Consider the following 24,274-nt stretch of genomic DNA (forward strand, 5'->3'; position numbering starts at 1 on the left):
CGAGCCCTCGCGCGGCTCAGCTGTCGAAACCCAGGCCCAGCCTGTCCATCGTCCTCAGCCACAGGTTGCGGTGCCCGCCCCGCGCGTCCGCCCTGGCCAGCGACCACTTGGTGAGGGCGATGCCGGTCCAGGCGAACGGCTCCGGCGGGAACGGCAGCGGCTTCCTGCGCACCATCTCCAGCTCCGTGCGCTCGGTCCGCTCCCCGGCCAGCAGGTCCAGCATGACCTCCGCACCGAAGCGGGTGGCGCCGACACCGAGCCCCGTGTAGCCCGCCGCGTAGGCCACCTTCCCCGCGTGCGCCGTGCCGAAGAACGCCGAGAAGCGCGAGCAGGTGTCGATCGCGCCGCCCCAGGCGTGGGTGAAGCGGACACCCTCCAGCTGCGGGAAACAGGTGAAGAAGTGACCGGCGAGCTTGGCGTAGGTCTCCGGGCGGTCGTCGTACTCGGCCCGCACCCGGCCGCCGAACGGATAGACCGCGTCGTAACCGCCCCACAGGATGCGGTGGTCGGCGGAGAGCCGGAAGTAGTGGAACTGGTTGGCGCTGTCCCCGAGTCCCTGGCGGTTCTTCCAGCCGATGGACGCGAGCTGCCCGGCGGTGAGCGGCTCGGTCATCAGGGCGTAGTCGTACACCGGGACGGTGTAGGGGCGGACGCGTCTGAGCAGGCTGGGGAAGATGTTGGTGCCGAGCGCCACCGTGCCGGCGCGGATCGCCCCGTACGGGGTGCGTACGGCCATGCCGGCGCCGTACGGCTTCAGGGTGAGGGCGGGGGTGTGCTCGTAGACGCGCACGCCGAGGTCGACGCAGGCCCGCTTCAGTCCCCAGGCGAGCCTGGCGGGGTGGAGCATCGCCACGCCCCGCCGGTCGTACAGGCCGGCCTCGAAGGTCGGGGAGTTCACCTGTTCCCGTACGGCCTCGGTGTCCAGGTACTCGACGCCGTCGGCGAGGCCCTCGGACCGGATCTCCGCGTACCAGTTCCTGAGCTCCCGGGCCTGGTAGGGCTCGGTGGCGACATCGATCCCGCCGGTGCGTTCGAAGTCGCAGTCGATCGAGTGGCGGGCGACCGTCTCCTCGATGGCGTCGAGGTTGCGGGCACCCAGCCGCTCCAGGGCGTGGATCTCCTTCGGCCAGCGGGTCAGCCCGTTGGGCAGGCCGTGGGTGAGGGAGGCGGCACAGAATCCGCCGTTGCGGCCGGAGGCGGCCCAGCCCACCTCGCGGCCCTCGACCAGCACGACGTCCCGTGCGGGGTCGCGCTCCTTGGCGATCAGCGCGGTCCACAGTCCGCTGTAACCGCCGCCGACGACGAGCAGGTCGCAGGTCTCGGCTCCGGTGAGGGCGGGCTCGGGTGCGGGCCTGCCGGGGTCGTCCAGCCAGAAGGAGACCGGCCGGGCCTCGGAAAGGGATCTCGTACAACGGCTCATGGCGCTCGGGGCCATGATTTCAACTCCTCACAGGGGACTGCGTGTGCTGGTTCCTACGCCTTCCGGCGGTTGCGGCGATTGCCGATGACCATGGAGACCAGTACCAGCGCGATGGCGATGACGAACATGGCCGTACCGATGACGTTGATCTGTACGGGCGTTCCGCGCTGGGCGGATCCCCAGACGAACATCGGGAAGGTCACGGTCGAGCCGGCGTTGAAATTGGTGATGATGAAATCGTCGAAGGAGAGCGCGAAGGCGAGCAGCGCGCCCGCCGCGATACCGGGGGCGGCGATCGGCAGCGTCACCCGGAGGAACGTCTGGACCGGGCCGGCGTACAGATCCTGCGCGGCCTGTTCGAGCCGGGGGTCCATCGACATCACGCGCGCCTTCACGGCGACCACGACGAAGCTGAGGCAGAACATGATGTGGGCGATCAGGATCGTCCAGAAGCCCAGCTGGGCGCCCATGTTGAGGAACAGCGTGAGCAGCGAGGCGGCCATGACCACCTCGGGCATCGCCATCGGCAGGAAGATCAGCGAGTTCACCACGGGGCGGGCGCGGAAGCGGTAGCGGACCAGCGCGAAGGCGATCATCGTGCCGAGCAGGGTGGCGCCGAGCGTCGCCCACACCGCGATCCGCAGGCTCAGCGACAGCGATTCGCACAGCCCGGAGACACCGCAGGGGTCCTGCCACGCCCCGGTGGAGAATTCCTGCCATGTGTAGTTGAAGCGCCCCTTCGGATTATTGAAGGAGAACACGGTGACGATGATGTTCGGCAGCAGGAGATAGGCGAGGGTCAGCAGTCCCGCGATGACGACGAAATGGCGCTTGAGCCAGTTGACGAAGGTCATTTAAACCAGATCCTCCGTGCCGGACTTGCGGATGTAGAACGTGACGATGAAGAGGATCGCGGCCATCAGGATGAACGAGAGTGCCGCGGCCGTCGGATAGTCGAGGATCCGCAGGAACTGCGACTGGATGACGTTGCCGACCATGCGGGTGTCGGTGGAGCCGAGCAGATCCGCGTTGATGTAGTCGCCGGAGGCCGGGATGAAGGTCAGCAGCGTGCCGGAGACCACGCCCGGCATCGACAGCGGGAAGGTGACCCGGCGGAAGGTGGTCGACGGCCTGGCGTAGAGGTCGTTCGCCGCCTCGTGCAGCCGGGGGTCGATGCGCTCCAGCGAGGTGTAGAGGGGGAGGATCATGAACGGCAGGAAGTTGTACGTCAGACCGCAGACCACCGCGAGCGGCGTGGCGAGCACCCGGTCGCCGGCGGTCCAGCCGAGCCACGCGGTGACGTCCAGGACGTGCAGGGTGTTGAGGACGTCGACCACCGGGCCGCCGTCGGCGAGGATCGTCTTCCAGGCGAGGGTGCGGATCAGGAAGCTGGTGAAGAACGGCGCGATCACCAGAATCATGATCAGATTCCGCCAGCGCCCCGCGCGGAAGGCGATCAGATACGCCAGCGGGTAACCGAGCAGCAGACACAGCACGGTCGCGGAGGCCGCGTAGAGCACCGAGCGGACGAACTGCGGCCAGTAGTCGGACAGCGCGTCCCAGTAGGTGGCGAAGTGCCAGGTGACCTGGTAGCCCTCCTCCAGGGAGCCCGTCTGCACGGACGTGGAGGCCTGGTAGATCACCGGCAGCGCGAAGAAGACGAACAGCCACAGCAGTCCGGGCAGCAGGAGCAGGTACGGCGTCCAGCGGCCCCTTCTGCGCGGGGGCCTCTTCTCGGGGAGGGGCGGCGCCACAGGGGGCGGCGCCTGGGTGACCGTGGCCATCAGGCGACCTCTTCCGCACCGGTCTCGACGCCCGCGTCGATGTCCTGGGTCGCGTCCAGGCCGAAGGTGTGCGCCGGGTTCCAGTGCAGGACGACCTCGGCGCCGGGGGTGAGCCGGGCGTCGCGGTCGATGTTCTGGACGTAGACCTCGAAGTCGGTGCAGACCGGGCTGTCGACGACGAACTGCGTGGAGACGCCGGTGAAGCTGGAGTCGGCGATCCTGCCGGTGATGCGGTTGCGGCCGTCGGGTATCTCGCCGGCGTCGTCCGCATGGGTGAGGGAGATCTTCTCCGGACGTACTCCGACCAGCACCTTTCCGCCGGTGGTCGTGGAGGCGCTGTTGCGGGCTCCGGGCAGGACGAGCTTGCCGCCGCCCGCCTTGAGGACGATCTCGTCGCCGGACGCGGAGTCGACCTCGGCCTCGATGAAGTTGGAGGTCCCGAGGAAGTTGGCGACGAAGGTGGTGCGCGGGTTCTCGTAGAGGTCGGCGGGTGAGCCGAGCTGCTCGACCCGGCCCGCGTTCATCACGGCGACGGTGTCGGCCATGGTCATGGCCTCCTCCTGGTCGTGTGTGACGTGGACGAAGGTGATGCCGACCTCGGTCTGGATGCGTTTGAGCTCCAGCTGCATCTGCCGGCGCAGCTTCAGGTCGAGGGCGCCGAGCGGCTCGTCGAGGAGGAGCACCCTGGGGTGGTTGATCAGCGCGCGGGCCACGGCCACGCGCTGCTGCTGGCCGCCGGAGAGCTGATGGGGTTTCTTGCGGGCCTGCTCGCCGAGCTGGACCAGCTCCAGCATCTCCCCGACCTGCTTCTTCACGCTTCTGATGCCGCGCCGGCGCAGGCCGAAGGCGACGTTCTCGAAGATGTCGAGGTGCGGGAAGAGGGCGTAGGACTGGAAGACCGTGTTCACCGGCCGTTTGTACGGCGGGAGCGCGGTGACGTCCTGGTCGCCGAGGTGGACGGTGCCCTCGGTGGGCTCCTCCAGGCCGGCGATCATGCGGAGGGTGGTGGTCTTGCCGCAGCCGGACGCGCCGAGCAGGGCGAAGAAGGAGCCCTGCGGAACGGTCAGGTCGAGCGGATGCACGGCGGTGAAGGAGCCGTAGGTCTTGCCGATGCCGGTGAGGCGGACGTCCCCGCCGTGGCCGGGCGCGGTGGTGTCTTCGGTGGTCTTCATCTCGTCACGCCCCAGTGAGCTTCGCGAACTTCTCTTCGAATTCCGTCTCTTCCTCGGAGCTCAGGGAGCGGAAGGCACGGGACTTGGCCTGCATGGCCTTGTCGGGAATGATCAGCGGGTTGTTCGCCGCGTCGTCGTCGATCTTCGCGAGCTCGTCCTTCACTCCGTCGACGGGACAGACGAAGTTGATGTAGGCGGCGAGTTCGGCGGCCGCCTGCTGCTCGAAGTAGTAGTCGATCAGCCGCTCGGCGTTCTCCTTGCGCCGGGCCTTGTTGGGGATCATCAGATTGTCGCTGGACATCATGTAGCCGCTGTCCGGGATCAGGAAGTCGATGTCCGGGTTGTCCGCCTTCAGCTGGACGACGTCCCCGGCCCAGGCCACACAGGCGGCGAAGTCGCCCTTGCTGATGTCCGCGGTGTAGTCGTTCCCGGTGAAGCGGCGGATCTGGCCCTTGTCGACGGCCTTCTGGATCCGCGCGATGCCCGCGTCGTAGTCGTCGGCGGTGAACTTCTCCGGTTCCTTGCCCATGTCGAGCAGGGTGAGGCCCATGGTGTCGCGCATCTCGGTGAGCAGACCGACGCGGCCCTTGAGCTTCGGGTTGTCCAGCAGGTCGGAGAGGGTCCTCACCTCGACGCCGTCGAGCGCCTTCTTGTTGTAGGCGATGACGGCCGCGATGCCCTGCCAGGGGTAGGAGTAGGCGCGGCCCGGGTCCCAGTCGGGGCTGCGGAACTGGGGTGACAGGTTGGCGAACGCGTTCGGCAGGTGGGACGGGTCCAGCTTCTGGACCCAGCCGAGCCGGATCAGCCGGGCGGCGAGCCAGTCGGTGAGCACGATGATGTCGCGGCCGGTGTCCTGGCCCGCGGCCATCTGCGGTTTGATCTTGCCGAAGAACTCGGTGTTGTCGTTGATGTCCTCGGTGTACTTGACCTTGATCCCGGTGCGCCGGGTGAACTCCTCCAGCGTGGGGTGCCTGCGCCCGCTCTCGTCGACGTCCATGTACTCGGTCCAGTTGGAGAAGCTGACGCTCTTCTCCTCCTTCGAGTGGTCCTCCGCCGAGACGCCGCCCTGGGTGTTCCCGGCGGCGGGGATGCCGCAGCCGCTCAGTGCGCCGAGTCCGCCGACCGCGAGCGCACCGCCGGTGGAGGCGCGCAGCAGGGAACGGCGGGACAGTGCCGCCCTTCCGTCGCGGAGACTTCGCCGTACGGCGGCTTCCTGGGCCGGCGAGAGGCGGTGGGGCTCATACTGCTCCATGCGCGTGGTGCCCTTTCGGGAGGATGGCCGCGGTCGGGCGGCCTGGCTGCTATCGGTCCCCGAAGACGGTGCGGTGCCAGTCCTTGCGGACCACCGCCGTGTTGTCGAACATGACGTGCTTGATCTGCGTGTACTCCTCGAACGAGTACGAGGACATGTCCTTGCCGAAGCCGGACGCCTTATAGCCGCCGTGCGGCATCTCGCTGATGATCGGGATGTGGTCGTTGATCCACACGCACCCCGCCTTGATCTCCCGGGTGGCCCGGCCCGTCCGGTACACGTCCCGGCTCCACGCGGAGGCGGCGAGCCCGTACGGGGTGTCGTTGGCCAGCGCGATGCCCTCGTCGTCGGTGTCGAAGGGCAGGACGACCAGCACCGGACCGAAGATCTCGGACTGCACGATCTCGCTGTCCTGCGCCGCGCCGGCGATGAGCGTGGGGCGATAGTACGCGCCGTCACCCAGCTCGCCCAGGGGTGTCTCACCACCGGTCACCACGCGCGCGTAGCCACGCGCCCGGTCGACGAACCCGGCCACCCGGTCGCGCTGGACGTGCGAGATCAGCGGGCCCAGATCGGTACCGGGAGCGAAGGGGTCACCGAGCCGGACGGTCTCCATCAGGGCGGCGGTGCGCTCCACGAACGCCTCGTAGAGCGGCCGCTGCACGTACGCGCGGGTGGCGGCGGTGCAGTCCTGTCCGGTGTTGATCAGCGCGCCCGCGACCGCGCCGTTGACGGCGGCGTCGAGGTCGGCGTCGTCGAAGACGAGGAAGGGGGCCTTGCCGCCGAGTTCGAGGTGGAGGCGCTTGACGGTGGCGGTGGCGATCTCGGCGACCCGCCTGCCGACGGCGGTGGAGCCGGTGAAGGAGGTCATGGCCACGCCGGGGTGACCGACCAGGTGCTCGCCGGCCTCCCTGCCGGTGCCGGTGACGACGTTGATCACACCGTCCGGGATTCCGGCGTCGGTGGCGGCCTGCGCGAAGAGCAGGGAGGTCAGCGGGGTCAGCTCGGCGGGCTTGAGGACGATGGTGTTGCCCGCGGCGATCGCCGGGAGGATCTTCCAGGCGGCCATCTGGAGCGGGTAGTTCCAGGGTGCGATGGAGCCGACCACGCCGATGGGCTCGCGGCGGACGTAGGAGGTGTGGTCGCCGGAGTACTCGCCCGCCGACTGACCCGGGAGACGGCGGGCTGCGCCGGCGAAGTAGGCGATGTTGTCGATGGTGCCCGGGACGTCGAACTCACGGCTCAGCTTCAGGGGCTTGCCGCACTGCAGGGACTCCGCGCGGGCGAAGTCCTCCGCGCGGTCGGCGACCACGGCGGCGAACCGGTGCAGGGCGTCGGAGCGCTCACCGGGGGTGGCACCGGCCCAGGCGGCGAACGCCTCCCGCGCGGCGGCGACGGCCGCGTCGACGTCCTCGGTGCCGGCGAGCTCGTAGGTGTACACCTGCGCGCCGGTGGCCGGGTCGACGACCGCGTGCGTACGGCCCGAGGTGCCCTTCGTCAGGCGGCCCGCGATGAACTGCGCCCCGTCGGCGAACCGGTCCTGGGCGGGAAATCGTTCCGGGGTGGTACTGCCCGGGTTGTGCATGTCGCTCTCCTCCGTGTCCCCGAGGGGGGCGGCGTGGCTCCAGCTCGATTTGAGTGCCGATCCTGACAGAGCCATGTGACCGCAACAAGTGATTCCGTTGTTTAATTTTGATTACGCAACGGAATCTGTCGACCGTGTGTCGAGCGGACACGGAAAAGGCGCGACGGGATGTCAGTGGTTCCTGCCAGACTCGCGTGCAGGGAAGAGATCACCGGGGGGTGGCGATGAACAGGACTGCGCGGGGAATCGGCTCGAGGGAAGCGCTGATCGAGGCGCTGGCGACCGGGACGAGGGTCGAGTACCTGCGCTTCTTCAAACCCCGGCCGCTGCCCGACGGGCGCATCGGGGCGAGCTGCCTGAGCCAGTGGTGGCCGTCACCGTTCACGGTGGACGGCGTGGAGTACGCGACCGCCGAGCACTGGATGATGGCGGCCAAGGCCCGGCTCTTCGATGATCCGGAAGGTGAGCGGCGGGTGCTGGCCGCGGAGCACCCCGCGCAGGCGCAGAAGGCGGGGCGGCTGGTGCGGGGCTTCGACGAGACGCTGTGGCGCCGGGAGCGGTTCGGCATCGTCCTCGAGGGCAGCGTGCACAAGTTCGCGGCCCACGCGGATCTGCGGGACTTCCTCCTGAGGACCGGCGAGCGAAGCGAGAGGGGGGTATCCCCGGCCGAAGGCCGGGGGAGGGTCTTGGTCGAGGCGAGCCCGGTGGACCGGGTGTGGGGCATCGGGCTCGCGGCGGACGCCGAGGGGGCGACGGACCCGGCGCGGTGGCGGGGAAGCAATCTGCTGGGCTTCGCCCTGATGGAGGCCCGCGCTCGGCTGCGCGCCCGGGCGAGCGGGACGTCCGTACGCTGACACCCGTGCCGCGGTGACCCGGGCCGGACACAGCCGGCGGCGGTAGGCCTCCGGACAGCCGCGACGCCCCGGAGCACCCCTCACGCTGCCTGGACGCACCGTCCGGACACCCTCCTCAGGGGCGCGGGGAAGTGCGCGAACAACCACCCACACACCCACACCCCGCATGCAACGGCCCCACGCACGGCGGAGCACGACGCCATCGCCCCACGGACACCCGCAGGCTAGACGAAGATGACGAACGCGCCGAAGGCGATGCCCAGGGCGGTGCCGATCGAGCCGCAGATGATGCCGGCCAGCGCCTGCCCGCCGTTCGTCGCCTCGCCCCGCAGGGCCTTGCCCCGGCCGATCCCGCCGAAGATCAGGGCCAGCACGCCCAGCAGGATGGACACCGGCCAGAGGCAGAAGACGACGGCCGAGATGATGCCGAGCACGAGCCCCGTGACGCCGAGTCCGTTGCTCGGCGCCGGAGCCGGACCGGCCCAGCCGGCATACCCCTGGGCCGGCGCCGCGCCGTACCCGCCACCGCCCGGGTAGCCGTACGGGATCCGTCCGGGCCCTTCGGGACCGATCGGCGGCGGAGGCACGGGCTCGCCCCCGGCCGGCGGAGCGAACGGGTTGGCCGCGGTCCGGGCGGAGGGCGGCACGGGAGCGGACGGCACGGACGGACCGGCCCACGGCTGGGCGTACTGCTGGGCGGGAGCGGGATCACCGCCCGCCGCCGGAAAGGACGTCACCGTCTGCTGATCATGGACGGAGGAAGGCGTGGAGGGCGCGGCGGAGCCGGACGGCGCGGACCACGGCAGGGGATCTCCGGCCACGACCGTCTCCCCCGGACCGCCCGCCCCCCGCCCGTCGGCACCGGAGCCCGCGGTCGGAGTCGGAGCCGGGGTCGCGGGGGTGCGGCCCTCCGGCAGCGCCCAGGGGTCGGGGGCGAGGGCGTCCGCGGCGGCCGATGTCGCGGTGCTCCGCGCGTCCACCAGGGATCCGTCCTGCGCCGCGGTGTCCCGTGCACCGCCGTCGGCCGGAGCCGGCCACAGCGAACCGGCCTGCGGATCACTCGGCGGCGTGCCACCCGCGGTCTGTCGCCGCGTCTCGGGCGTCTGCGCGTCGTCGGCCATATGCCGGGCCCCCTCCGTCGGACGTCCCGTCATGCTACGGCCCGGACCCGCACCGTGCGCGCCCGGCCTACGATGATCCCGAACCGCCGATCAGCCGATCACCCGCGTCCCGCCGCGACCCGGCCGGGCCGCCGTTCCCGGGGAGGAACATTGACCGACCACCTCGACGCAGCCACGGGGCAGGTCCGTGACCTGCGCGCCTTCATCGCCGGACTGCCGAAGGCCGAACTGCATGTGCACCACGTCGGCTCCGCCTCTCCCCGCATCGTCTCGGAGCTGGCCGCCCGCCACCCCGACTCCAAGGTGCCCACCGACCCCGAGGCCCTCGCCGACTACTTCACCTTCACGGACTTCGCCCACTTCATCGAGGTCTACCTGTCCGTCGTGGACCTGGTCCGCACCCCGGAGGACGTCCGGCTGCTGACCTTCGAGGTGGCCCGGGAGCTGGCCCGGCAGCAGGTGCGGTACGCGGAGCTGACCATCACGCCGTTCTCCTCCACCCGCCGCGGCATCGACGAGCGCGGTTTCATGGACGCGATCGAGGACGCCCGCAAGGCCGCCGAGACCGAGTTCGGGACGGTGCTGCGCTGGTGCTTCGACATTCCGGGCGAGGCCGGTCTGGAGTCCGCCGAGGAGACCGTCCGGATGGCCACCGACGACCGGCTGCGTCCGGAGGGCCTGGTCTCCTTCGGGCTCGGCGGCCCCGAGATCGGCGTGCCCCGCCCCCAGTTCAAGCCGTACTTCGACCGTGCCATCGCCGCCGGGCTGCACTCCGTGCCGCACGCGGGCGAGACCACGGGCCCGGAGACGGTGTGGGACGCCCTGGGCGAGCTGGGCGCCGAGCGGATCGGGCACGGCACGAGTTCCGCCCGGGACCCCGAACTGCTCCGGCACCTGGCCGAGCGGCGTATCCCGCTGGAGGTGTGCCCCACCTCCAACATCGCCACCCGCGCGGTGACCACGCTCGACGAGCATCCGCTCAGGGAGTTCGTGCGGGCCGGTGTCCTGGTGACGATCGGCTCCGACGATCCGCCGATGTTCGGCACGGACCTCGACAGCGAGTTCGCCGTCGCCGCGCGGCTGCTGGACCTCGACGAGCGGGGCGTGGCCGAACTGGCGAAGAACGGTGTCGAGGCGTCGTTCCTGGACGCCGCCGGCAAGGCGCGGCTGACCGCCGAGATCGACGCCTACACCGCCGCCCGGATCACCTCCTGACCACCACCCCGCGAAGGGCCGCCATGCCGCACGTGACCGCCGTGGCCCACCGCGGCGACCCCTACCGCGTCCGTGAGAACACCCTGGCCTCGCTGCGTTCCGCGCTCGACCGTGGCGCGGACGCGGTGGAGATCGACGTACGGCTCACCCGCGACGGCGTTCCGGTGCTGCTGCACGACGAGACACTGAAGCGGCTGTGGGAGCACGACCGCCCGCTGCGGTCGCTGTCGTGGGAGGAGGTGCGCGGGCTGACGGACGACGGCGTGCCGGCGCTCGCCGAGGCGCTGGCCGCGACGGACGGCAGCCGGGTGATGATCGACCTGCCCGGCACACCGGACGTCGGCGCGGCACGCCGGATCGTGGACACGGTGCGCGGGAGCGGTGCCCGGGACCGCGTCTACTACTGCGCGGGCGCTCCCGCCATGCTCGCCGTCCGCGCGGCGGACCCGTCCGCCGAGATCGCGCTCACGCGGACCACACTGGCCCCGCCGCGCGCCGGTCTGCTGGACGTGATCCGCCCCCGCTGGCTGAACTACCGCTTCGGCCTGGTGGACCGCGCCCTGGCCGGCCGCGTCCACCGCGGCGGCCACCTGCTCTCCGTCTGGACCCCGGACACCCGCCGCGCCATGCGCCGCCTGCTGGCCCTGGGCGCCGACTCGGTCACCACCAACCGCATCGACGTCCTGTGCGCGCTGCGCGACGGGCCAGGTCGGCGCTAGCTAGCGTTTCACGAGGTCGCGCAGGGCGGCGGCGACGTCTCCCGGCGCCTCCTCGGCCATGAAGTGCCCGCAGTCGACGGTGGTGTGGCGCAGGTCGGCGGCCCAGGCGCCCCACAGGGCGGCCGCCTCGTAGCCGAGGGCGGCGCCCCAGTCCTGCTGGAGCACGGCGACGGGCATGCCGAGCCGGTTCCCGGCCGCGCGGTCGGCCCGGTCGTGCTCCACGTCCACCCCGGCGGAGGCGCGGTAGTCGGCGACGATCGACGGGACGGCGTCGCGGCAGGCCGCGAGGTAGGCCGCCCGGACATCGGCCGGTACGGCACCGGGGTCCTTCGCCCAGACGTCCAGGAAGTGGCCGAAGAACGCGTCGGCACTCGCCTCGATCATCCGCTCGGGCAGTCCGGGCGGCTGCGCCATCAGGTAGAGGTGGAAGCCGACGGCGGCCGAGGTGCCGTGCAGGGCCTCCCACATGTCGAGGGTGGGCAGCACGTCGAGGCAGGCCAGATGGGACACCGCGGCCGGGTGGTCGAGCCCGGCCCGGAAGGCCACGAGCGCGCCCCGGTCGTGGCCGGCGAGGGCGAACCGTTCGTGTCCGAGCCTGCGGGCCAGCGTGACGACGTCCCGCGCCATGGTGCGCTTGGAGTAGGTGTCCGGTCCGGCCTCGTCGGGCTTGTCGCTGGCGCCGTAGCCGCGCAGGTCGGGACAGATGACGGTGTGGTCGGCAGCGAGGTCGGCGGCGACGTGCCGCCACATCAGGTGGGTCTGCGGGAAGCCGTGCAGCAGGACGACCGGGGAGCCGGTGCCGCCGACCGCGGCGTGGAGTTCGACGCCCTCGTCCACGGAGACGCGTCGGTGGGTGAAACCGGGGATGGTGGGATGGGGCATGGCTGATCTCTTCTGCTCGGGGCTGCCCCGGCCGGTGCCCGGGGCGGTGTCCCCACCCTCCGGGAAGCGGATCAGCAACGGATGAACGGCGATGCCGGGCCGGGCCCGGACAGGAGGGACGGGACGCGGTCGTGCGGGTGACGTTCGGGGTGCTGGGCGCGGTGACGGCGTGGGACGAGGCCGGCCGGGAACTGCCGCTGCGCGGGCCGAGGCACCGGGCGGTCCTGGCCCGGCTGGTGGTCGCCCACCGCCGGGTGGTTCCGGTGGCCCGGCTGGTGGAGGACCTGTGGGACGAGCCGCCCCAGCGTGCCGTGGGCGCCCTGCGGACGTTCGTCGGCGGTCTGCGCAAGGCGCTGGAGCCGGACCGGCCGCCGAGGACCCCGTCCCGCCTGCTGGTCACGGAGGGCCCGGGGTACGCGCTGCGCGCCACCCCGGAGGAGGTCGACGCCTGGCGGTTCGAGCAGGAGGCGGGCGTGCCGGGCGACGCGGACCCCGCCCGGGTGCTGTCCGTGCTCTCGGCGGCGCTGGAGCTGTGGCGGGGACCGGCCTTCGCGGACTTCGGCGACGAGCGCTGGCTGCGGGCGGAGCGGGCCCGGCTGACCGAGCTGCGGCTGCACGCGGTGGAGCGGCGGGCCGAGGCCCGCATCGCGCTGGGCACGCCGGCCGAGGCGGTGCCGGACCTGGACGCCCACGTCACCGAGCACCCCTGGCGGGAGCAGGCCTGGCGGCTGCTCGCGCTCGCGCTGTACCGGTCGGGGCGGCAGGCCGATGCGCTGGCGGTGCTGCGGCGGGCCCGCGCCCTGCTCGCCGAGCAGCTGGGCGTGGACCCGGGCCCGCGGCTGCGCCGCCTGGAGGAGGACCTGCTGCGGCAGGCCGACCACCTCGACCCGGGCGCGGGCCGGCCGGCCGGGGACGCGGAGGCCGACCGGGTGTGGGCCGGGGCGGCCGCCGCCTACGAGAGTGCGGTGGCCTCGCGGGCGCGGACGCGGCTGGAGTCGGCGGCGGGCCTGATGCGCGACCTGGCCGTCACGGGCGGTGGGGGCCTGGAGGCGGCACGCCGGCACCGGGCCGCGGCCGTCGCCGCCGCCGAGCGGTCCGGCGACCCCGAGCTGACGGCCCGGGTGATCGGTGTGTACGACGTCCCAGCGGTCTGGACCCGCTCCGACGACCCGGACGAGGCGCGGCGGCTGGTGGACGCCGCGGAACGCACCCTGCGTCTGCTGCCCGCCGAGGGCCACGACGCGGCACGGTGCCGGCTGCTGGCGACGGTCGCCGTCGAGTCCCGGGGCACCCTGCCGACGGGCGCGGACGCCGCCCCCGGGGAGTCGGCACGGCCGCTCCGGGCGGCGCGGCAGGCGGAAGAGATCGCGCGCCGGCTCGACGACGCCTCGCTGCTGGCGTTCGCCCTGAACGGCACGTTCATGCAGACGTTCCAGAGGGCGGGCCTGTCCGCCCGGCGGGACGCCATCGGCGCGGAACTCGTCGCGCTGTCGGCCCGCAACGGCCTGCCCCGGTACGAGATTCTGGGGCACCTCGTCCGGATCCAGTCCCGCTGCGCCGTGGCCGACCTGGCGGGCGCCGACCGGCACGCGGCGGCGGCCGACGCCCTGGCCGCTCGCGAGGAGGTACCGCTGGTGCGGGTGTTCACCACCTGGTACCGGGCCCTGCGCACCGCGACGACGGCGCCGCCGGACACCGCCCTCGCGGCCTACGAGGAGGCCGGCGCCCTGCTCGACGGCTCCGGCATGCCCGGGCTGAGCACCGGGCTGCTGCCCCTGGCCCGGCTGAGCGTCGCCGTCCGTCACGGCCGCCCGCTGCCGGACACCCCGGGCACGGACTGGGGGCCGTACGCGCTTTGGGTGCGGCCCCTGCTCCTGGCGTCCGGGGGCCGCTCGGAGGAGGCCCGGGCGGCCCTGCGCATGCTTCCCTCACCACCCCGCGACCTGCTGTACGAGGCGCTGTGGTGCCTGGTGGCCCGCGCCGCCGTGCTGGCAGGCGACGGGCCCACGCTGCTCCGGGCACACGCCCGGCTGCTGCCGGCGGCGGGTGAACAGGCGGCCGGCAGCGGCCTGGTCACGCTCGGCCCGGTCGGGGAACACCTGGACGCCCTGGAGCGGGCGCGGCCGGTGGCGTGGTGAGCGCCTCCAGGCGCTTGATCCTCCGCCGCACGACGTACAGCGGGACGACGCCGAACACTCCGAACGCCATGTCGAGGACGCTCCACCAGAGGGGGATGCCCCGGACGGGGCCGCAGATCAGGGCGAGCGGGATGATGCCGGCGCAGGCGATCATGCCGAACTCGATCACCCAGATGTTGCGGACCGGGTCGCGGTAGGGGCCGTAGAAGGCGACGGCGATGACGAGGTGGGCGAAGGCGAGCCAGTCGGTGCCGTAGAGGAGGAACGGGTACTCCGCGTCGGCGGTGTCGAGCCCGTCCCGGACCCGTTCGATCCACTCCATGAGGCCGGGAAGGTGCTCAGGGGCTCCGAGGGAGCGCAGCGCCTCCTCGGTCCAGCGCAGTTCGTGCACCAGGGGGAAGGCCGTGGCGCCGCTGAGCACCAGGCAGACGACGAAGAACACCAGCCAGACGCGAATGCCCTTGAGCAGGGCGGCTCTGTCGCTCATGGAGGCAGCGTACGCCGGAGTTGAACATGTTCAAAAAGGCGTCCCGGTCACGGAAAAGTTCCCCGCACCCCAGGAAGGGGCGCGGGGAACTGCGCGACCGGCCACGGACGGCCCGCGGCCTCACGACCGCCGAAGCCCCGACGGCGCCACGGCAGCGACGGCCCACCCGGCGGAGCGCTACGCGTCCAGCGACGTCATCACGTGCTTGACCCGGGTGTAGTCCTCGAAGCCGTACGCCGACAGGTCCTTGCCGTAGCCGGACTTCTTGAAGCCGCCGTGCGGCATCTCCGCGACCAGCGGGATGTGGGTGTTGATCCAGACGCAGCCGAAGTCGAGCCGCCGGGACATCCGCATCGCGCGGGAGTGGTCCCTGGTCCACACCGAGGAGGCCAGCGCGTACTCGACGCCGTTGGCGTACTCGACGGCCTGGTCCTCGTCGGTGAAGCGCTGGACGGTGATGACCGGGCCGAAGACCTCCTTCTGGACGATCTCGTCGTCCTGGTTCAGGCCGGAGACGACGGTCGGCGCGTAGAAGAAGCCCGTGTCGCCGACGCGCTTGCCCCCGGCCTCCACGCGCGCGTGCGCGGGCAGCCGCTCGATGAATCCCTCGACCTGCCGGAGCTGGTTGGCATTGTTGAGCGGGCCGTACAGGACGTCCTCGTCGTCCGGCATACCGGTCCTGGTGTCCGCGGCGGCCTTGGCGAGCGCCGAGACGAACTCGTCGTGGATGGCCTCGTGGACCAGCACACGGGTGGCGGCCGTGCAGTCCTGGCCGGCGTTGAAGAAGCCCGCCTCCGAGATGCCCGCGACGGCGCCCGCGATGTCGGTGTCCTCGAAGACGACGACCGGGGCCTTGCCGCCCAGCTCCAGGTGGACCCGCTTGAGGTCCTTGGACGCGGACTCGGCGACCGACATGCCGGCGCGCACCGAACCGGTGATGGAGGCCATCGCCGGGGTGGGGTGCTCGACCATCAGACGGCCGGTGTCCCGGTCACCGCAGACGACGTTGAAGACACCCTTGGGAAGGAGGGAACCGAGGATGTCGGCGAGCAGGACCGTGGAGGCCGGGGTGGTGTCCGACGGCTTCAGGACGACCGTGTTGCCCGCGGCGATGGCCGGGGCGAACTTCCACACGGCCATCATCATCGGGTAGTTCCAGGGGGCGACCTGCGCGCAGACGCCGACCGGCTCCCGGCGCACGAAGGAGGTCAGGCCCTCCATGTACTCGCCGGCGCCCTTGCCCTCGAGCATCCGCGCCGCACCCGCGAAGAAGCGGATCTGGTCCACCATCGGCGGGATCTCCTCGGTGCGGGTGAGCCCGGTGGGCTTGCCCGTGTTCTCCACCTCGGCCGCGATCAGTTCCTCGGCGCGCTCCTCGAAGGCGTCCGCGACCTTCAGCAAAGCCCTCTGGCGCTCGGCCGGGGTGGTGTCGCGCCAGCCGGGGAACGCCTCGGCGGCGGCCGCCATCGCGGCGTCCACATCCGCCTGCCCGGACAGCGGAGCGGTCGCGTACGCCTCGCCCGTCGCGGGGTTGACCACCTCGGTGGTCCGTCCGTCGGCGGCGTCCCGGAACTCCCCGCCGATGTAGTTGCGCAGACGACGCAGCTCGGTGCTCACTGCAGGCCCTCCTGGTCTCTTGTGGGTGTGTCCGAGGTATTGGGGGTGAGATGTCTGGGTGTCCATCCTCTGAGACACCCACCCTAGACCGACGGCTGCCGATATCAATACCCCCAGCCGCCCCGCTCCTGCGAAATCCGCAGGACGGAGCACCTCAGACAACGAATTTCATCGATCGAGCCTTGCAATACTGTCGATACGTCGTGCACAGTGGCCCCGTGGCCAGTCGAAGCGCAGACCCGAAGGACTCCCGCGAGTCCAAGAACGGCGGCGGTCCCCACCTGGACTCCGTCTCCCTCGCCATCATCGAGCAGCTCCAGCAGGACGGCCGCCGGCCGTACGCCGCCATCGGCAAGGCCGTGGGCCTGTCGGAGGCGGCCGTGCGCCAGCGTGTCCAGAAGCTGCTCGACCAGGGCGTGATGCAGATCGTCGCCGTCACGGACCCGCTGACCGTGGGCTTCCGCCGGCAGGCGATGGTCGGGGTCAACGTCGAGGGCGACGTGGAGTCCGTGGCCGACGCGCTGACCGCCATGGACGAGTGCGAGTACGTGGTGATGACCGCGGGCTCGTTCGACCTCATGGTCGAGATCGTCTGCGAGGACGACGACCACCTGCTGGAGGTCATCAACCGACGCATCCGGGCCGTCCCCGGAGTGCGCTCCACCGAGAGTTTCGTCTACCTCAGGCTCAAGAAGCAGACCTACATGTGGGGAACCCGATAATCGTGAGCACCGACCACACCGAGGACCTCGGCACGTCCGCGTACGACCACCTGTGGATGCACTTCACCCGCATGTCCTCGTACGAGAGCGCCCCCGTCCCCACCATCGTCCGGGGTGAGGGCACCTACATCTACGACGACAAGGGCAAGCGCTACCTCGACGGCCTCGCGGGCCTCTTCGTGGTGCAGGCGGGTCACGGCCGCCAGGAACTCGCGGAGACGGCCGCCAAGCAGGCGCGGGAGCTGGCCTTCTTCCCCATCTGGTCCTACGCCCACCCCAAGGCGGTGGAGCTCGCGGAGCGGCTCGCCCACGAGGCGCCGGGCGATCTCAACAAGGTCTTCTTCACCACCGGCGGCGGCGAGGCGGTGGAGACCGCCTGGAAGCTCGCCAAGCAGTACTTCAAGCTGACCGGCAAGCCGACCAAGTACAAGGTCATATCCCGCGCGGTGGCGTACCACGGCACCCCGCAGGGCGCCCTGTCCATCACCGGCCTGCCGGCCCTGAAGGCCCCGTTCGAGCCCCTCGTCCCGGGTGCGTACAAGGTGCCGAACACCAACATCTACCGGGCGCCGATCCACGGCGACGATCCGGAGGCGTACGGCCGCTGGGCCGCCGACCAGATCGAGCAGCAGATCCTCTTCGAGGGCCCGGACACGGTCGCGGCGGTCTTCCTGGAGCCGGTGCAGAACGCCGGCGGCTGCTTCCCGCCCCCGCCCGGCTACTTCCAGCGGGTGCGCGAGATCTGCGACCAGTACGACGTGCTGCTCGTCTCCGACGAGGTCATCTGCGCCTTCGGCCGCCTCGGCACGACGTTCGCCTGCGACAAGTTCGGCTACGTGCCGGACATGATCACCTGCGCCAAGGGCATGACCTCGGGCTACTCCCCGATCGGCGCGTGCGTCATCTCCGACCGTCTGGCCGAGCCGTTCTACAAGGGCGACAACACCTTCCTGCACGGCTACACGTTCGGCGGCCACCCGGTCTCCGCCGCGGTCGGTCTCGCCAACCTCGACCTGTTCGAGCGCGAGGGCCTCAACCAGCATGTGCTGGACAACGAGGGCGCCTTCCGATCGACCCTGGAGAAGCTGCACGACCTGCCCATCGTCGGCGACGTGCGCGGCAACGGCTTCTTCTACGGCATCGAGCTGGTCAAGGACAAGAACACCAAGGAGTCCTTCGACGCCGACGAGACCGAGCGCGTCCTGTACGGCTTCCTGTCGAAGAAGCTCTTCGAGAACGGCCTGTACTGCCGGGCCGACGACCGCGGCGACCCGGTCGTCCAGCTCGCCCCGCCGCTCATCTCCGACCAGGGGACCTTCGACGAGATCGAGCAGATCCTGCGCACGACCCTGACGGAGGCCTGGACCAAGCTCTGAGCCGCTTGCTCCGTCCGAGGTTCCGATCTTCCTTCTGGATGATCAACACCGGCCCCGGTGCCGCCCGTTCGAGTGAGAAACGGCGGCCCGGGGCCGCGTGCTGTCCGGCCCGCCGCCGTGGCCTGCCTAGCGTGCCCAGTGACCGATCGGCCGCGCCTTCGTTCCCCCGGACGGGGGACTTACCCGAATCGCGCACGGCATTTCCGATCCGAACCGAGGTGTACGCCATGGTGGCCCCACCGGACAACGATGTGCTCTGGGCGCGCGCCCTGCACTTCCGGCACGACGACGGCTCGCTCGGGCTGAGCGGGGTCTCGCTCGGTGTCCGGGAGGGCGAGATCGTCGCCGTCGGCGGCCCGCGCGGCAGCGGCAAGACGACCCTGCTGCGCTGTCTGTCAGGCCTGCTGCCCCCGAAGAGCGGTGAGGTCTGGTTCAACAGCGTTCCCGTGCACACCATGAGCCCCACGGCCCGCGAGCGGCTGCGCCGGGACCGTTTCGGCTGGATCGACCCGGCCCCGCTCCTCGTCCCCGAGCTGAACGTCTGGGAGAACGCCGCCCTGCCGCTGATGCTGCGCGGCACCGGCAGGCGCCTGGCCAGGACGGCCGCCCTCGAGTGGCTGGAGCGCCTGGACATCGGCGACAAGGCCCGCAAGCACTCCGTGGAGCTGACGCACGCGGAGCGGCAGCGGGTGTGCATCGCCCGCGCCCTCGCCCCGGCGCCCTCGGTTCTCTTCGCCGACGAGCCGACCGCCCCGCTGCACCGGGTCGACCGCGCGCATGTGCTGCGTACGCTCACCACCGCCGCCCGCTCGCACGGCATCACCGTGGTCCTCGCGACGCACGACGCGCAGACGGCCGGCCTCGCCGACCGCACCGTGTCGCTGCTCGACGGGCGGTGCGTGCACACCGTCCACCTGCCGCCGGTCTCCCGGACGGCCGAGACGGAGGGCCGGGCAGCGTGCTCGCTCTCCGTCTGAGCCTCGGCGCCCACCCCGCCGTCCAGCTGCGCCGCCTCCTGGTCGCGGCCGCGTCGGCGGGCACCGGCTTCCTGCTGCTGAGCGCCCTCGGCCACGCCCTGGGCCACCCGGACCCGTCCGTCTCGGCGCTCCGGCTGGCCTGGTGCGCGGCGCCGCTGGCGGCCACCGTGTACTTCGCGGTCGCGGTCGCCCGCACCGACCCGGCCACCCGGCCCCGGCCCGGCCTGTCGGCGATCGGCCTCGGCCCCGCCCGGCTGATGCTGATCTCGGCGCTCACCACGGCGCTCTCCTGCCTGCTGGGCTCGGCACTGGCCCTGCTGGCCTTCCTCCAGCTGCGCGGCGATCTCACCGGGATGCCGTTGGTCGGCGCCGCGACGGACTTCCTCGCGGCCGGCCGGCCGCTTCCGCTGCCGGCGGCGCTGACCCTGCTGGCGCTGGTCCCGCTCAGCGCGTCGGCGGCGGTGGCGGTGGTACTGCGGCCGCGCGAGCCGGTGCCGGGCGCGCCCCGCGGGGTGCGCGCGTACGGCCGGTTCGGCGCGTACCGGCGCACGGCGGCACTGGAGTCGTTCGGGGCATACGGGCGGTTCGGCAAGCAGCTGGCGGCCCCTCCGCGCGTCCGGCACACGGCCGGGGCGGCAGCGGGCCGGGGCGGCCCGGCGGCGCCGGAACTGAACCGGACGGCGGCCCTGGAGCAGAACGGCGTGACGGCACCGGAGCGGCACGGGGCGGTGGCCCTGAAGCAGGGCGGTACGACCGCACCGGAGCGGGACGGCGCGGCGGCACCCGGGCGGGACGGGGCCGTCGGCGCTCCCGGGAGCGCCGACGAATCCGGCACCGCGGCCGGCCCCGGCGGCGTCGAGGGGTCCCGCGCCGGGACGGTCACCGGCACTCCGCCCGCCCTGGCACACGCGGCGCCGTCCGGACTGCCCTGGGGCATCACCGTGCTGGCGGTGGGACTGGCCGTGGAGGCCTTCGCCAGCCGTTCGGACACCGGCTCACCGGGCGACCGGCCGGCCGCGCTGCTCGGGCTGGCCCTGGCCTGCGTGGGGCTCGCCCTCGCCGGTCCCGGGCTCACCCATCTGTGCGGCCGGCTGCTCCAGACGGCCCGCCCGGGCGCGCTGCGGCTGCTGGCCGGGCGGGTGCTCATGACGGAGGCCGCCCGCATCGGCCGCCCGCTGGGCGTGGTCTGCGCGGTGATGTCGGCCGTGTACGCGATGGCCTCGCTGCACGAGCGCGAGGACGCGTCCTCCGGTCCGCTCGTCGCCCTCGGGGTACTGCTGGTGGCCGGCTGCACGGTGGCGACCCTGTTCACCGCCGCCGTCGAGTCCCGTCAGGCCCGGGCCGACACCACCGCCGCACTGCGCCTCCTCGGGGCGCCCGGAGTGACGCTGCGCAGGGCGGCGGTGCTCCGCGCCGGTGCGCTGCTGGCCCTGTTCGGGCCGCTGTCGCTGCTCGTGGCCGAGCTGTCGGCGTGGCCGCTGACCGGCTGAGCACCACGCGGCCATGGGGGGCACGCCGGGCCGTACGCCTGCGGGCCCGGAAAAGATCTCCGCGGGCCGATGAGTTCCGCGCGGACCCCCGGTCTACCCCATGAACGCAACGCACCGAACGGGAGAGGCCCCGCCATGTACCAGCAGATGATCTTCGTGAACCTGCCCGTCAACGACCTCGCCGCCTCCAAGGAGTTCTTCACCGGACTCGGCTACTCCATCAACCCCCGGTTCAGCGACGAGTCCACCGCCTCGGTCGTGATCAGTGACACGATCGTCGCGATGCTGCTGAGCAAGTCGAAGTACGCGGAGTTCACCAAGAAGGAGATCGCGGACGCCACCCGGACCAGCGAGGTGCTGATCGCGCTGAGCGCCGAGAGCCGCGAGAAGGTCGACGAACTGGTGGACAAGGCCCTGGCGGCGGGCGGATCGGTGGCCGGCGACACCCAGGACCTCGGTTTCATGTACGGCCGTTCCTTCGACGACCTCGACGGCCACACCTGGGAGGTCGTGTGGATGGACCCGGCCGCCGTCGAAGGCTGAGGGACACGGGGCCCAGCATGGGCGGGTGCAGACCAGTCCCGCCCATGCCGTCCATCACGGGGACCGCGAGATCGAGACGCTCGAGGAGTTCGACGCCGTCGTCTCGGCCCGCGGCACACTCTCCGGTTTTCGCGTCCAGGCCGTCGATCTGACCGACCGGACGCGGGAGTTGCTCACCACCGACACCGCCGAGGCGGTGTTCCTCGGCTGCCGCATGCGCCCCGACGCGGCGGAGAAGCTCCGCGCCGACGGCGCGCTGGTCCTGCCGCCCGTCCCTGGCCTGCCCTTCGACCCCTACCGGGGGCATCTCTACACCCCCGACGACCTGTTCGCCTCGCTCGACAAGGGCTACGAGGCGACTCCGGACGCGCTCGCCTACACCTGGTTGCAGCGGACCAGGGACGACGGAGACATCTTCGCCTCCATGCTGCGCGCGGTCCACGACGACTCCATGTCCGACGCCCTCGACGAACTCCTGCGCGGCGCCCGGGTCGTAGGGGTGATGGGCGGTCACGCGATGGCCCGGGGCACCGAGGAGTTCAGGGGCGCCGCCCGGCTCGGACGGGCGCTGAGCCACGCCGGCTTCACCGTGGCGACCGGAGGCGGTCCGGGCGCGATGGAGGCGGCGAACCTCGGCGCCTACACGGCCCCTTACGACGACGCCATGCTGGACGAGGCCTGCCGGCTCCTGGCGTCCGCACCCTCGTTCACCCCGTCGGTCACCGACTGGGCGCGGGCCGCCTTCGAGGTGCGCACCCGCTGGCCGAAGGGCAATCACTCGGTCGGCATCCCCACCTGGTTCTACGGCCACGAGCCGCCGAACGCCTTCGCCTCGCACATCGCGAAGTACTTCGCCAACGCCACGCGGGAGGACGGCCTGCTGGCCCGCTGCAACGCGGGGGTGGTGTTCCTGCCGGGCGCCGCCGGCACCGTGCAGGAGATCTTCGACAACGCGACGCCGAACTACTACGAGTCGCGCGGCGAGCCCACACCCATGGTGCTGGTGAACCGGGCCCACTGGACGGAGAGGCTGCCGGCCTGGCCGCTGCTGCGGTCCCTCGCCCGGGAGCGGTCGATGGAGGCCAGGATCGCCCTGGTCGACCGGATCGAGGAGGCTCCGGAGGCCTTGAAACGCCTGGGTGGTTAATAAAAGGGCAAAGCTCGGGCCCACGGTTGGCATATGCGTTGACACTCCTTATGCGGCACTTATAGACCTGAGAGCCACATGGGAGTGCTGATGCTTCATCAACACTCCCTCAACCCCCCGCATTTGCGCATCCCCGTAAAGGACAAACGTGGCAGTTCTGTCCGTATCACGCCGTACCGTCGCGCGCTCGGCGCGCGCCCTCGGTGTCGTCTCCGCGTCCGTCGCACTCGCACTCGGCGTCGCCGGCACCGCGGCGGCGTGCGACATCAGCGAATTCTCGGCCGCGGCCAAGTGCGACGGTGACAACGGTGTCATCACCGTGACCGACGTCGACCCGGCCGGTATCCCCGCGACCGTCAGCGTCTTCCTGCAGAACAACGGCGCCGACATCAAGAAGGTCGGCGAACAGGTGGTCAAGGGCACCCGTGAGGGCACCACCATCACCTTCGAGGAGGAGTGGAAGCCGAACGCCGAATACCGCGTCCACGTCAAGGCGAAGTCCTACGTCGACGAGGACATCAAGCCGAACCTGACCACCCCGGCGACGGCCTGCGGGACGGACGAGGAGCCCCCGGCTCCGGAGGAGCCCGAGCCGTCTGCGTCGGAGCCCTCCTCTCCCCCGGCCGAGGAGCCCGGCGCGCCGGCCCCGTCGCCGTCGGAGAGCGAGAGCACCCCTCCGGCGGACACCTCGAGCAACGCGCCGTCCCCGGCCGGTGAGTCGAGCCTCGCCGAGACCGGTGCCGGTTCCAACACCGGTCTGATCGTCGGCGTCGCGGCCGCTCTGGTCGCGGTCGGCGGTGGCGCGGTCTTCTACGGCATGCGCCGCCGCGGTGCCAACAGCGAGCGCTGACACCCCACGGACACCCGGGTGGCCCGTTCCCCGCTCAGGGGGGCGGGCCACTGCCGCGTCCGGCCGCTCAGCCGAACGTCGCGTGTGTCAGCCAGAGTTCGAGCACATCCTGCTCGCCGAGCACCTCCAGTTCCGGCGCGTCCAGCGGCAGCCGGCGGTAGAAGGCGAGGAGCACGGAGGTGAGCGGCCCGCGCAGGGTGACGGTGGCCTTCTCGTGGCCCCGGCTCCAGGAGACACCGTCCTCGGCGAGCACGATGAGCCTCCCCCACCTTTTCGACGGGGGGATCTCCGTCCCGCTTCGCTCGGCGTCCGCCTCCTCACCGGCGTCCGTGGCGTGCAGAAGGATCGTGCGCCGGGGCCCGCGCAGTTGGTGCACGGTGTCCTCGGGCAGGGTCCGCTGCGCCCACTCCACGATCTCCAGCCACTCGTCGATCGCGTCGGCGGCGGCGTCGGGCGCGACCTCGAAGGGCAGCCCGGCGGCCAGGGCCGCGTCCGCGCCGTGCACGATCAGCTCGTGCGCCATGCGGCGGGACCAGAATCCGGCGTTGCGGACCCCCGCCCAGCTCCACACCTCCGCGTCCGGCCCGGCGTCCCGCAGCGCGCCCACGATCAGCTCGCCGGACTCCGCCAGCCACGCGTCCAGCGCACCCGGATCGCCCCACTGCGCGGGTCCGTCGAAGTCCGGCACCTGATCCTCGTCCAGCTCGTCCTCCGCGCCGGTGCGCACCATCTGCGCGGCCCAGCGCAGGGAGCCGCCGACGTGCCGGATCAGCTGCTCCAGGGACCAGTCGGGGGTGGTGGGCACCGTGCCCGACAGATCGGCGCCGGACGTGACGACGGTACGCAACTGCTCCGTCCGGCAGGCGATCTCCTGGCAACAGCGGTCATGGGTGAGTCGGCTCATGCCGCCCACCCTAGGGAGC

At 71.7% G+C, this 24,274-nt stretch carries 21 protein-coding genes and 1 pseudogene; 11 read left to right on the forward strand and 11 right to left on the reverse strand.

Annotated features, from left to right (window positions below):
• Positions 1-16 precede the first annotated feature (16 nt).
• From HTV45_RS18540 to HTV45_RS18565, 6 genes are read right to left on the reverse strand one after another with little or no spacing between them, the layout of a single operon-like run.
• Positions 17-1,435 carry an FAD-binding oxidoreductase gene (locus HTV45_RS18540; protein ID WP_215206931.1) on the reverse strand — a complete coding sequence of 473 codons (1,419 nt, stop codon included), beginning with the start codon at positions 1,433-1,435 and terminating at the stop codon, positions 17-19.
• A gap of 38 nt (positions 1,436-1,473) precedes the next feature.
• Positions 1,474-2,274, reverse strand: a complete 801-nt coding sequence (locus tag HTV45_RS18545) for an ABC transporter permease (protein WP_215206932.1) — start codon at positions 2,272-2,274, stop codon at positions 1,474-1,476.
• On the reverse strand, positions 2,275-3,204 hold the full coding sequence (locus HTV45_RS18550; protein ID WP_215206933.1) for an ABC transporter permease: 930 nt from the start codon (positions 3,202-3,204) through the stop codon (positions 2,275-2,277).
• Positions 3,204-4,376, reverse strand: coding sequence for an ABC transporter ATP-binding protein (locus HTV45_RS18555; RefSeq protein ID WP_215206934.1), 1,173 nt, complete (start codon positions 4,374-4,376; stop codon positions 3,204-3,206). Before HTV45_RS18555 ends, HTV45_RS18550 begins: the two co-directional genes overlap by 1 nt.
• 4 nt (positions 4,377-4,380) lie before the next feature.
• The gene (locus tag HTV45_RS18560; protein WP_215206935.1) at positions 4,381-5,628 is read right to left on the reverse strand and encodes a spermidine/putrescine ABC transporter substrate-binding protein; all 1,248 of its coding nucleotides are present in this window, start codon (positions 5,626-5,628) and stop codon (positions 4,381-4,383) included.
• Positions 5,629-5,677: 49 nt separating this feature from the next.
• Positions 5,678-7,213, reverse strand: a complete 1,536-nt coding sequence (locus HTV45_RS18565) for a gamma-aminobutyraldehyde dehydrogenase (RefSeq protein ID WP_215206936.1) — start codon at positions 7,211-7,213, stop codon at positions 5,678-5,680.
• Positions 7,214-7,437: 224 nt separating this feature from the next.
• Between HTV45_RS18565 and HTV45_RS18570 the strand changes: the two genes are divergently transcribed.
• Positions 7,438-8,067: an NADAR family protein gene (locus tag HTV45_RS18570; RefSeq protein ID WP_215206937.1), complete on the forward strand. Its 630-nt coding sequence runs from the start codon at positions 7,438-7,440 to the stop codon at positions 8,065-8,067.
• A gap of 224 nt (positions 8,068-8,291) precedes the next feature.
• Here the strand turns inward: HTV45_RS18570 and HTV45_RS34365 are convergent, their stop codons facing one another.
• On the reverse strand, positions 8,292-9,188 hold the full coding sequence (locus tag HTV45_RS34365; RefSeq protein WP_251692370.1) for a DUF4190 domain-containing protein: 897 nt from the start codon (positions 9,186-9,188) through the stop codon (positions 8,292-8,294).
• A 59-nt stretch (positions 9,189-9,247) separates the two neighbouring features.
• On the opposite strand from HTV45_RS34365, the pseudogene HTV45_RS18580 reads away from it, so the two are divergent.
• Positions 9,248-10,403 (forward strand): annotated as a pseudogene (locus tag HTV45_RS18580) (adenosine deaminase); the annotation flags it as partial.
• Positions 10,404-10,426: 23 nt separating this feature from the next.
• Positions 10,427-11,122, forward strand: coding sequence for a glycerophosphodiester phosphodiesterase (locus tag HTV45_RS18585; protein ID WP_215206939.1), 696 nt, complete (start codon positions 10,427-10,429; stop codon positions 11,120-11,122).
• Here the strand turns inward: HTV45_RS18585 and HTV45_RS18590 are convergent, their stop codons facing one another.
• A complete protein-coding gene (locus HTV45_RS18590) occupies positions 11,123-12,004 on the reverse strand; it encodes an alpha/beta fold hydrolase (protein WP_215206940.1) in 882 nt (293 codons plus the stop codon).
• 131 nt (positions 12,005-12,135) lie between these two features.
• On the opposite strand from HTV45_RS18590, the gene HTV45_RS18595 reads away from it, so the two are divergent.
• Positions 12,136-14,142, forward strand: a complete 2,007-nt coding sequence (locus HTV45_RS18595; protein WP_215206941.1) for an AfsR/SARP family transcriptional regulator — start codon at positions 12,136-12,138, stop codon at positions 14,140-14,142.
• On the opposite strand, the gene HTV45_RS18600 is transcribed toward HTV45_RS18595, so the two are convergent.
• On the reverse strand, positions 14,078-14,629 hold the full coding sequence (locus HTV45_RS18600; protein ID WP_215206942.1) for a hypothetical protein: 552 nt from the start codon (positions 14,627-14,629) through the stop codon (positions 14,078-14,080). The two genes, HTV45_RS18595 and HTV45_RS18600, sit on opposite strands and share 65 nt — an antisense overlap.
• 177 nt (positions 14,630-14,806) lie before the next feature.
• Positions 14,807-16,246, reverse strand: coding sequence for a gamma-aminobutyraldehyde dehydrogenase (locus HTV45_RS18605; RefSeq protein WP_215206943.1), 1,440 nt, complete (start codon positions 16,244-16,246; stop codon positions 14,807-14,809).
• A 203-nt stretch (positions 16,247-16,449) separates the two neighbouring features.
• Between HTV45_RS18605 and HTV45_RS18610 the strand changes: the two genes are divergently transcribed.
• From HTV45_RS18610 to HTV45_RS18640, 7 genes are all read left to right on the forward strand, one after another.
• Positions 16,450-16,968: an Lrp/AsnC family transcriptional regulator gene (locus tag HTV45_RS18610; RefSeq protein WP_215206944.1), complete on the forward strand. Its 519-nt coding sequence runs from the start codon at positions 16,450-16,452 to the stop codon at positions 16,966-16,968.
• A gap of 2 nt (positions 16,969-16,970) precedes the next feature.
• Positions 16,971-18,344, forward strand: coding sequence for an aspartate aminotransferase family protein (locus tag HTV45_RS18615; RefSeq protein ID WP_215206945.1), 1,374 nt, complete (start codon positions 16,971-16,973; stop codon positions 18,342-18,344).
• Between the two features lie 227 nt (positions 18,345-18,571).
• Positions 18,572-19,321: an ABC transporter ATP-binding protein gene (locus tag HTV45_RS18620; protein WP_215206946.1), complete on the forward strand. Its 750-nt coding sequence runs from the start codon at positions 18,572-18,574 to the stop codon at positions 19,319-19,321.
• On the forward strand, positions 19,303-20,811 hold the full coding sequence (locus HTV45_RS18625) for a hypothetical protein (protein ID WP_215206947.1): 1,509 nt from the start codon (positions 19,303-19,305) through the stop codon (positions 20,809-20,811). Before HTV45_RS18620 ends, HTV45_RS18625 begins: the two co-directional genes overlap by 19 nt.
• A 135-nt stretch (positions 20,812-20,946) precedes the next feature.
• Positions 20,947-21,354 carry a VOC family protein gene (locus tag HTV45_RS18630; RefSeq protein WP_215206948.1) on the forward strand — a complete coding sequence of 136 codons (408 nt, stop codon included), beginning with the start codon at positions 20,947-20,949 and terminating at the stop codon, positions 21,352-21,354.
• A 25-nt stretch (positions 21,355-21,379) separates the two neighbouring features.
• Positions 21,380-22,501: an LOG family protein gene (locus tag HTV45_RS18635; protein WP_215206949.1), complete on the forward strand. Its 1,122-nt coding sequence runs from the start codon at positions 21,380-21,382 to the stop codon at positions 22,499-22,501.
• A 148-nt stretch (positions 22,502-22,649) separates the two neighbouring features.
• The gene (locus tag HTV45_RS18640; protein ID WP_308309706.1) at positions 22,650-23,351 is read left to right on the forward strand and encodes an LAETG motif-containing sortase-dependent surface protein; all 702 of its coding nucleotides are present in this window, start codon (positions 22,650-22,652) and stop codon (positions 23,349-23,351) included.
• Between the two features lie 67 nt (positions 23,352-23,418).
• Here HTV45_RS18640 and HTV45_RS18645 read toward each other — a convergent pair whose 3' ends face one another.
• Entirely contained in the window at positions 23,419-24,255 is an 837-nt protein-coding gene (locus HTV45_RS18645; protein ID WP_215206950.1) for a maleylpyruvate isomerase N-terminal domain-containing protein, read from the reverse strand.
• Between the last annotated feature and the right edge of the window lie 19 nt (positions 24,256-24,274).

The organism is Streptomyces sp. CHD11, assembly GCF_018638295.1.
Lineage (GTDB): Bacteria > Actinomycetota > Actinomycetes > Streptomycetales > Streptomycetaceae > Streptomyces.

What these genes read in the sequence shown, in the direction of transcription:
- HTV45_RS18560 (WP_215206935.1), bottom strand. Translation starts at nt 5,628, where the DNA reads ATGGAGCAGTATGAGCCCCACCGCCTCTCGCCGGCCCAGGAAGCCGCC.
- HTV45_RS18565 (WP_215206936.1), bottom strand. Translation starts at nt 7,213, where the DNA reads ATGCACAACCCGGGCAGTACCACCCCGGAACGATTTCCCGCCCAGGAC.
- HTV45_RS18645 (WP_215206950.1), bottom strand. Translation starts at nt 24,255, where the DNA reads ATGAGCCGACTCACCCATGACCGCTGTTGCCAGGAGATCGCCTGCCGG.
- HTV45_RS18540 (WP_215206931.1), bottom strand. Translation starts at nt 1,435, where the DNA reads ATGGCCCCGAGCGCCATGAGCCGTTGTACGAGATCCCTTTCCGAGGCC.
- HTV45_RS18620 (WP_215206946.1), top strand. Translation starts at nt 18,572, where the DNA reads ATGGTGGCCCCACCGGACAACGATGTGCTCTGGGCGCGCGCCCTGCAC.
- HTV45_RS18590 (WP_215206940.1), bottom strand. Translation starts at nt 12,004, where the DNA reads ATGCCCCATCCCACCATCCCCGGTTTCACCCACCGACGCGTCTCCGTG.
- HTV45_RS18545 (WP_215206932.1), bottom strand. Translation starts at nt 2,274, where the DNA reads ATGACCTTCGTCAACTGGCTCAAGCGCCATTTCGTCGTCATCGCGGGA.
- HTV45_RS34365 (WP_251692370.1), bottom strand. Translation starts at nt 9,188, where the DNA reads ATGGCCGACGACGCGCAGACGCCCGAGACGCGGCGACAGACCGCGGGT.
- HTV45_RS18585 (WP_215206939.1), top strand. Translation starts at nt 10,427, where the DNA reads ATGCCGCACGTGACCGCCGTGGCCCACCGCGGCGACCCCTACCGCGTC.
- HTV45_RS18550 (WP_215206933.1), bottom strand. Translation starts at nt 3,204, where the DNA reads ATGGCCACGGTCACCCAGGCGCCGCCCCCTGTGGCGCCGCCCCTCCCC.
- HTV45_RS18600 (WP_215206942.1), bottom strand. Translation starts at nt 14,629, where the DNA reads ATGAGCGACAGAGCCGCCCTGCTCAAGGGCATTCGCGTCTGGCTGGTG.
- HTV45_RS18570 (WP_215206937.1), top strand. Translation starts at nt 7,438, where the DNA reads ATGAACAGGACTGCGCGGGGAATCGGCTCGAGGGAAGCGCTGATCGAG.
- HTV45_RS18555 (WP_215206934.1), bottom strand. Translation starts at nt 4,376, where the DNA reads ATGAAGACCACCGAAGACACCACCGCGCCCGGCCACGGCGGGGACGTC.
- HTV45_RS18630 (WP_215206948.1), top strand. Translation starts at nt 20,947, where the DNA reads ATGTACCAGCAGATGATCTTCGTGAACCTGCCCGTCAACGACCTCGCC.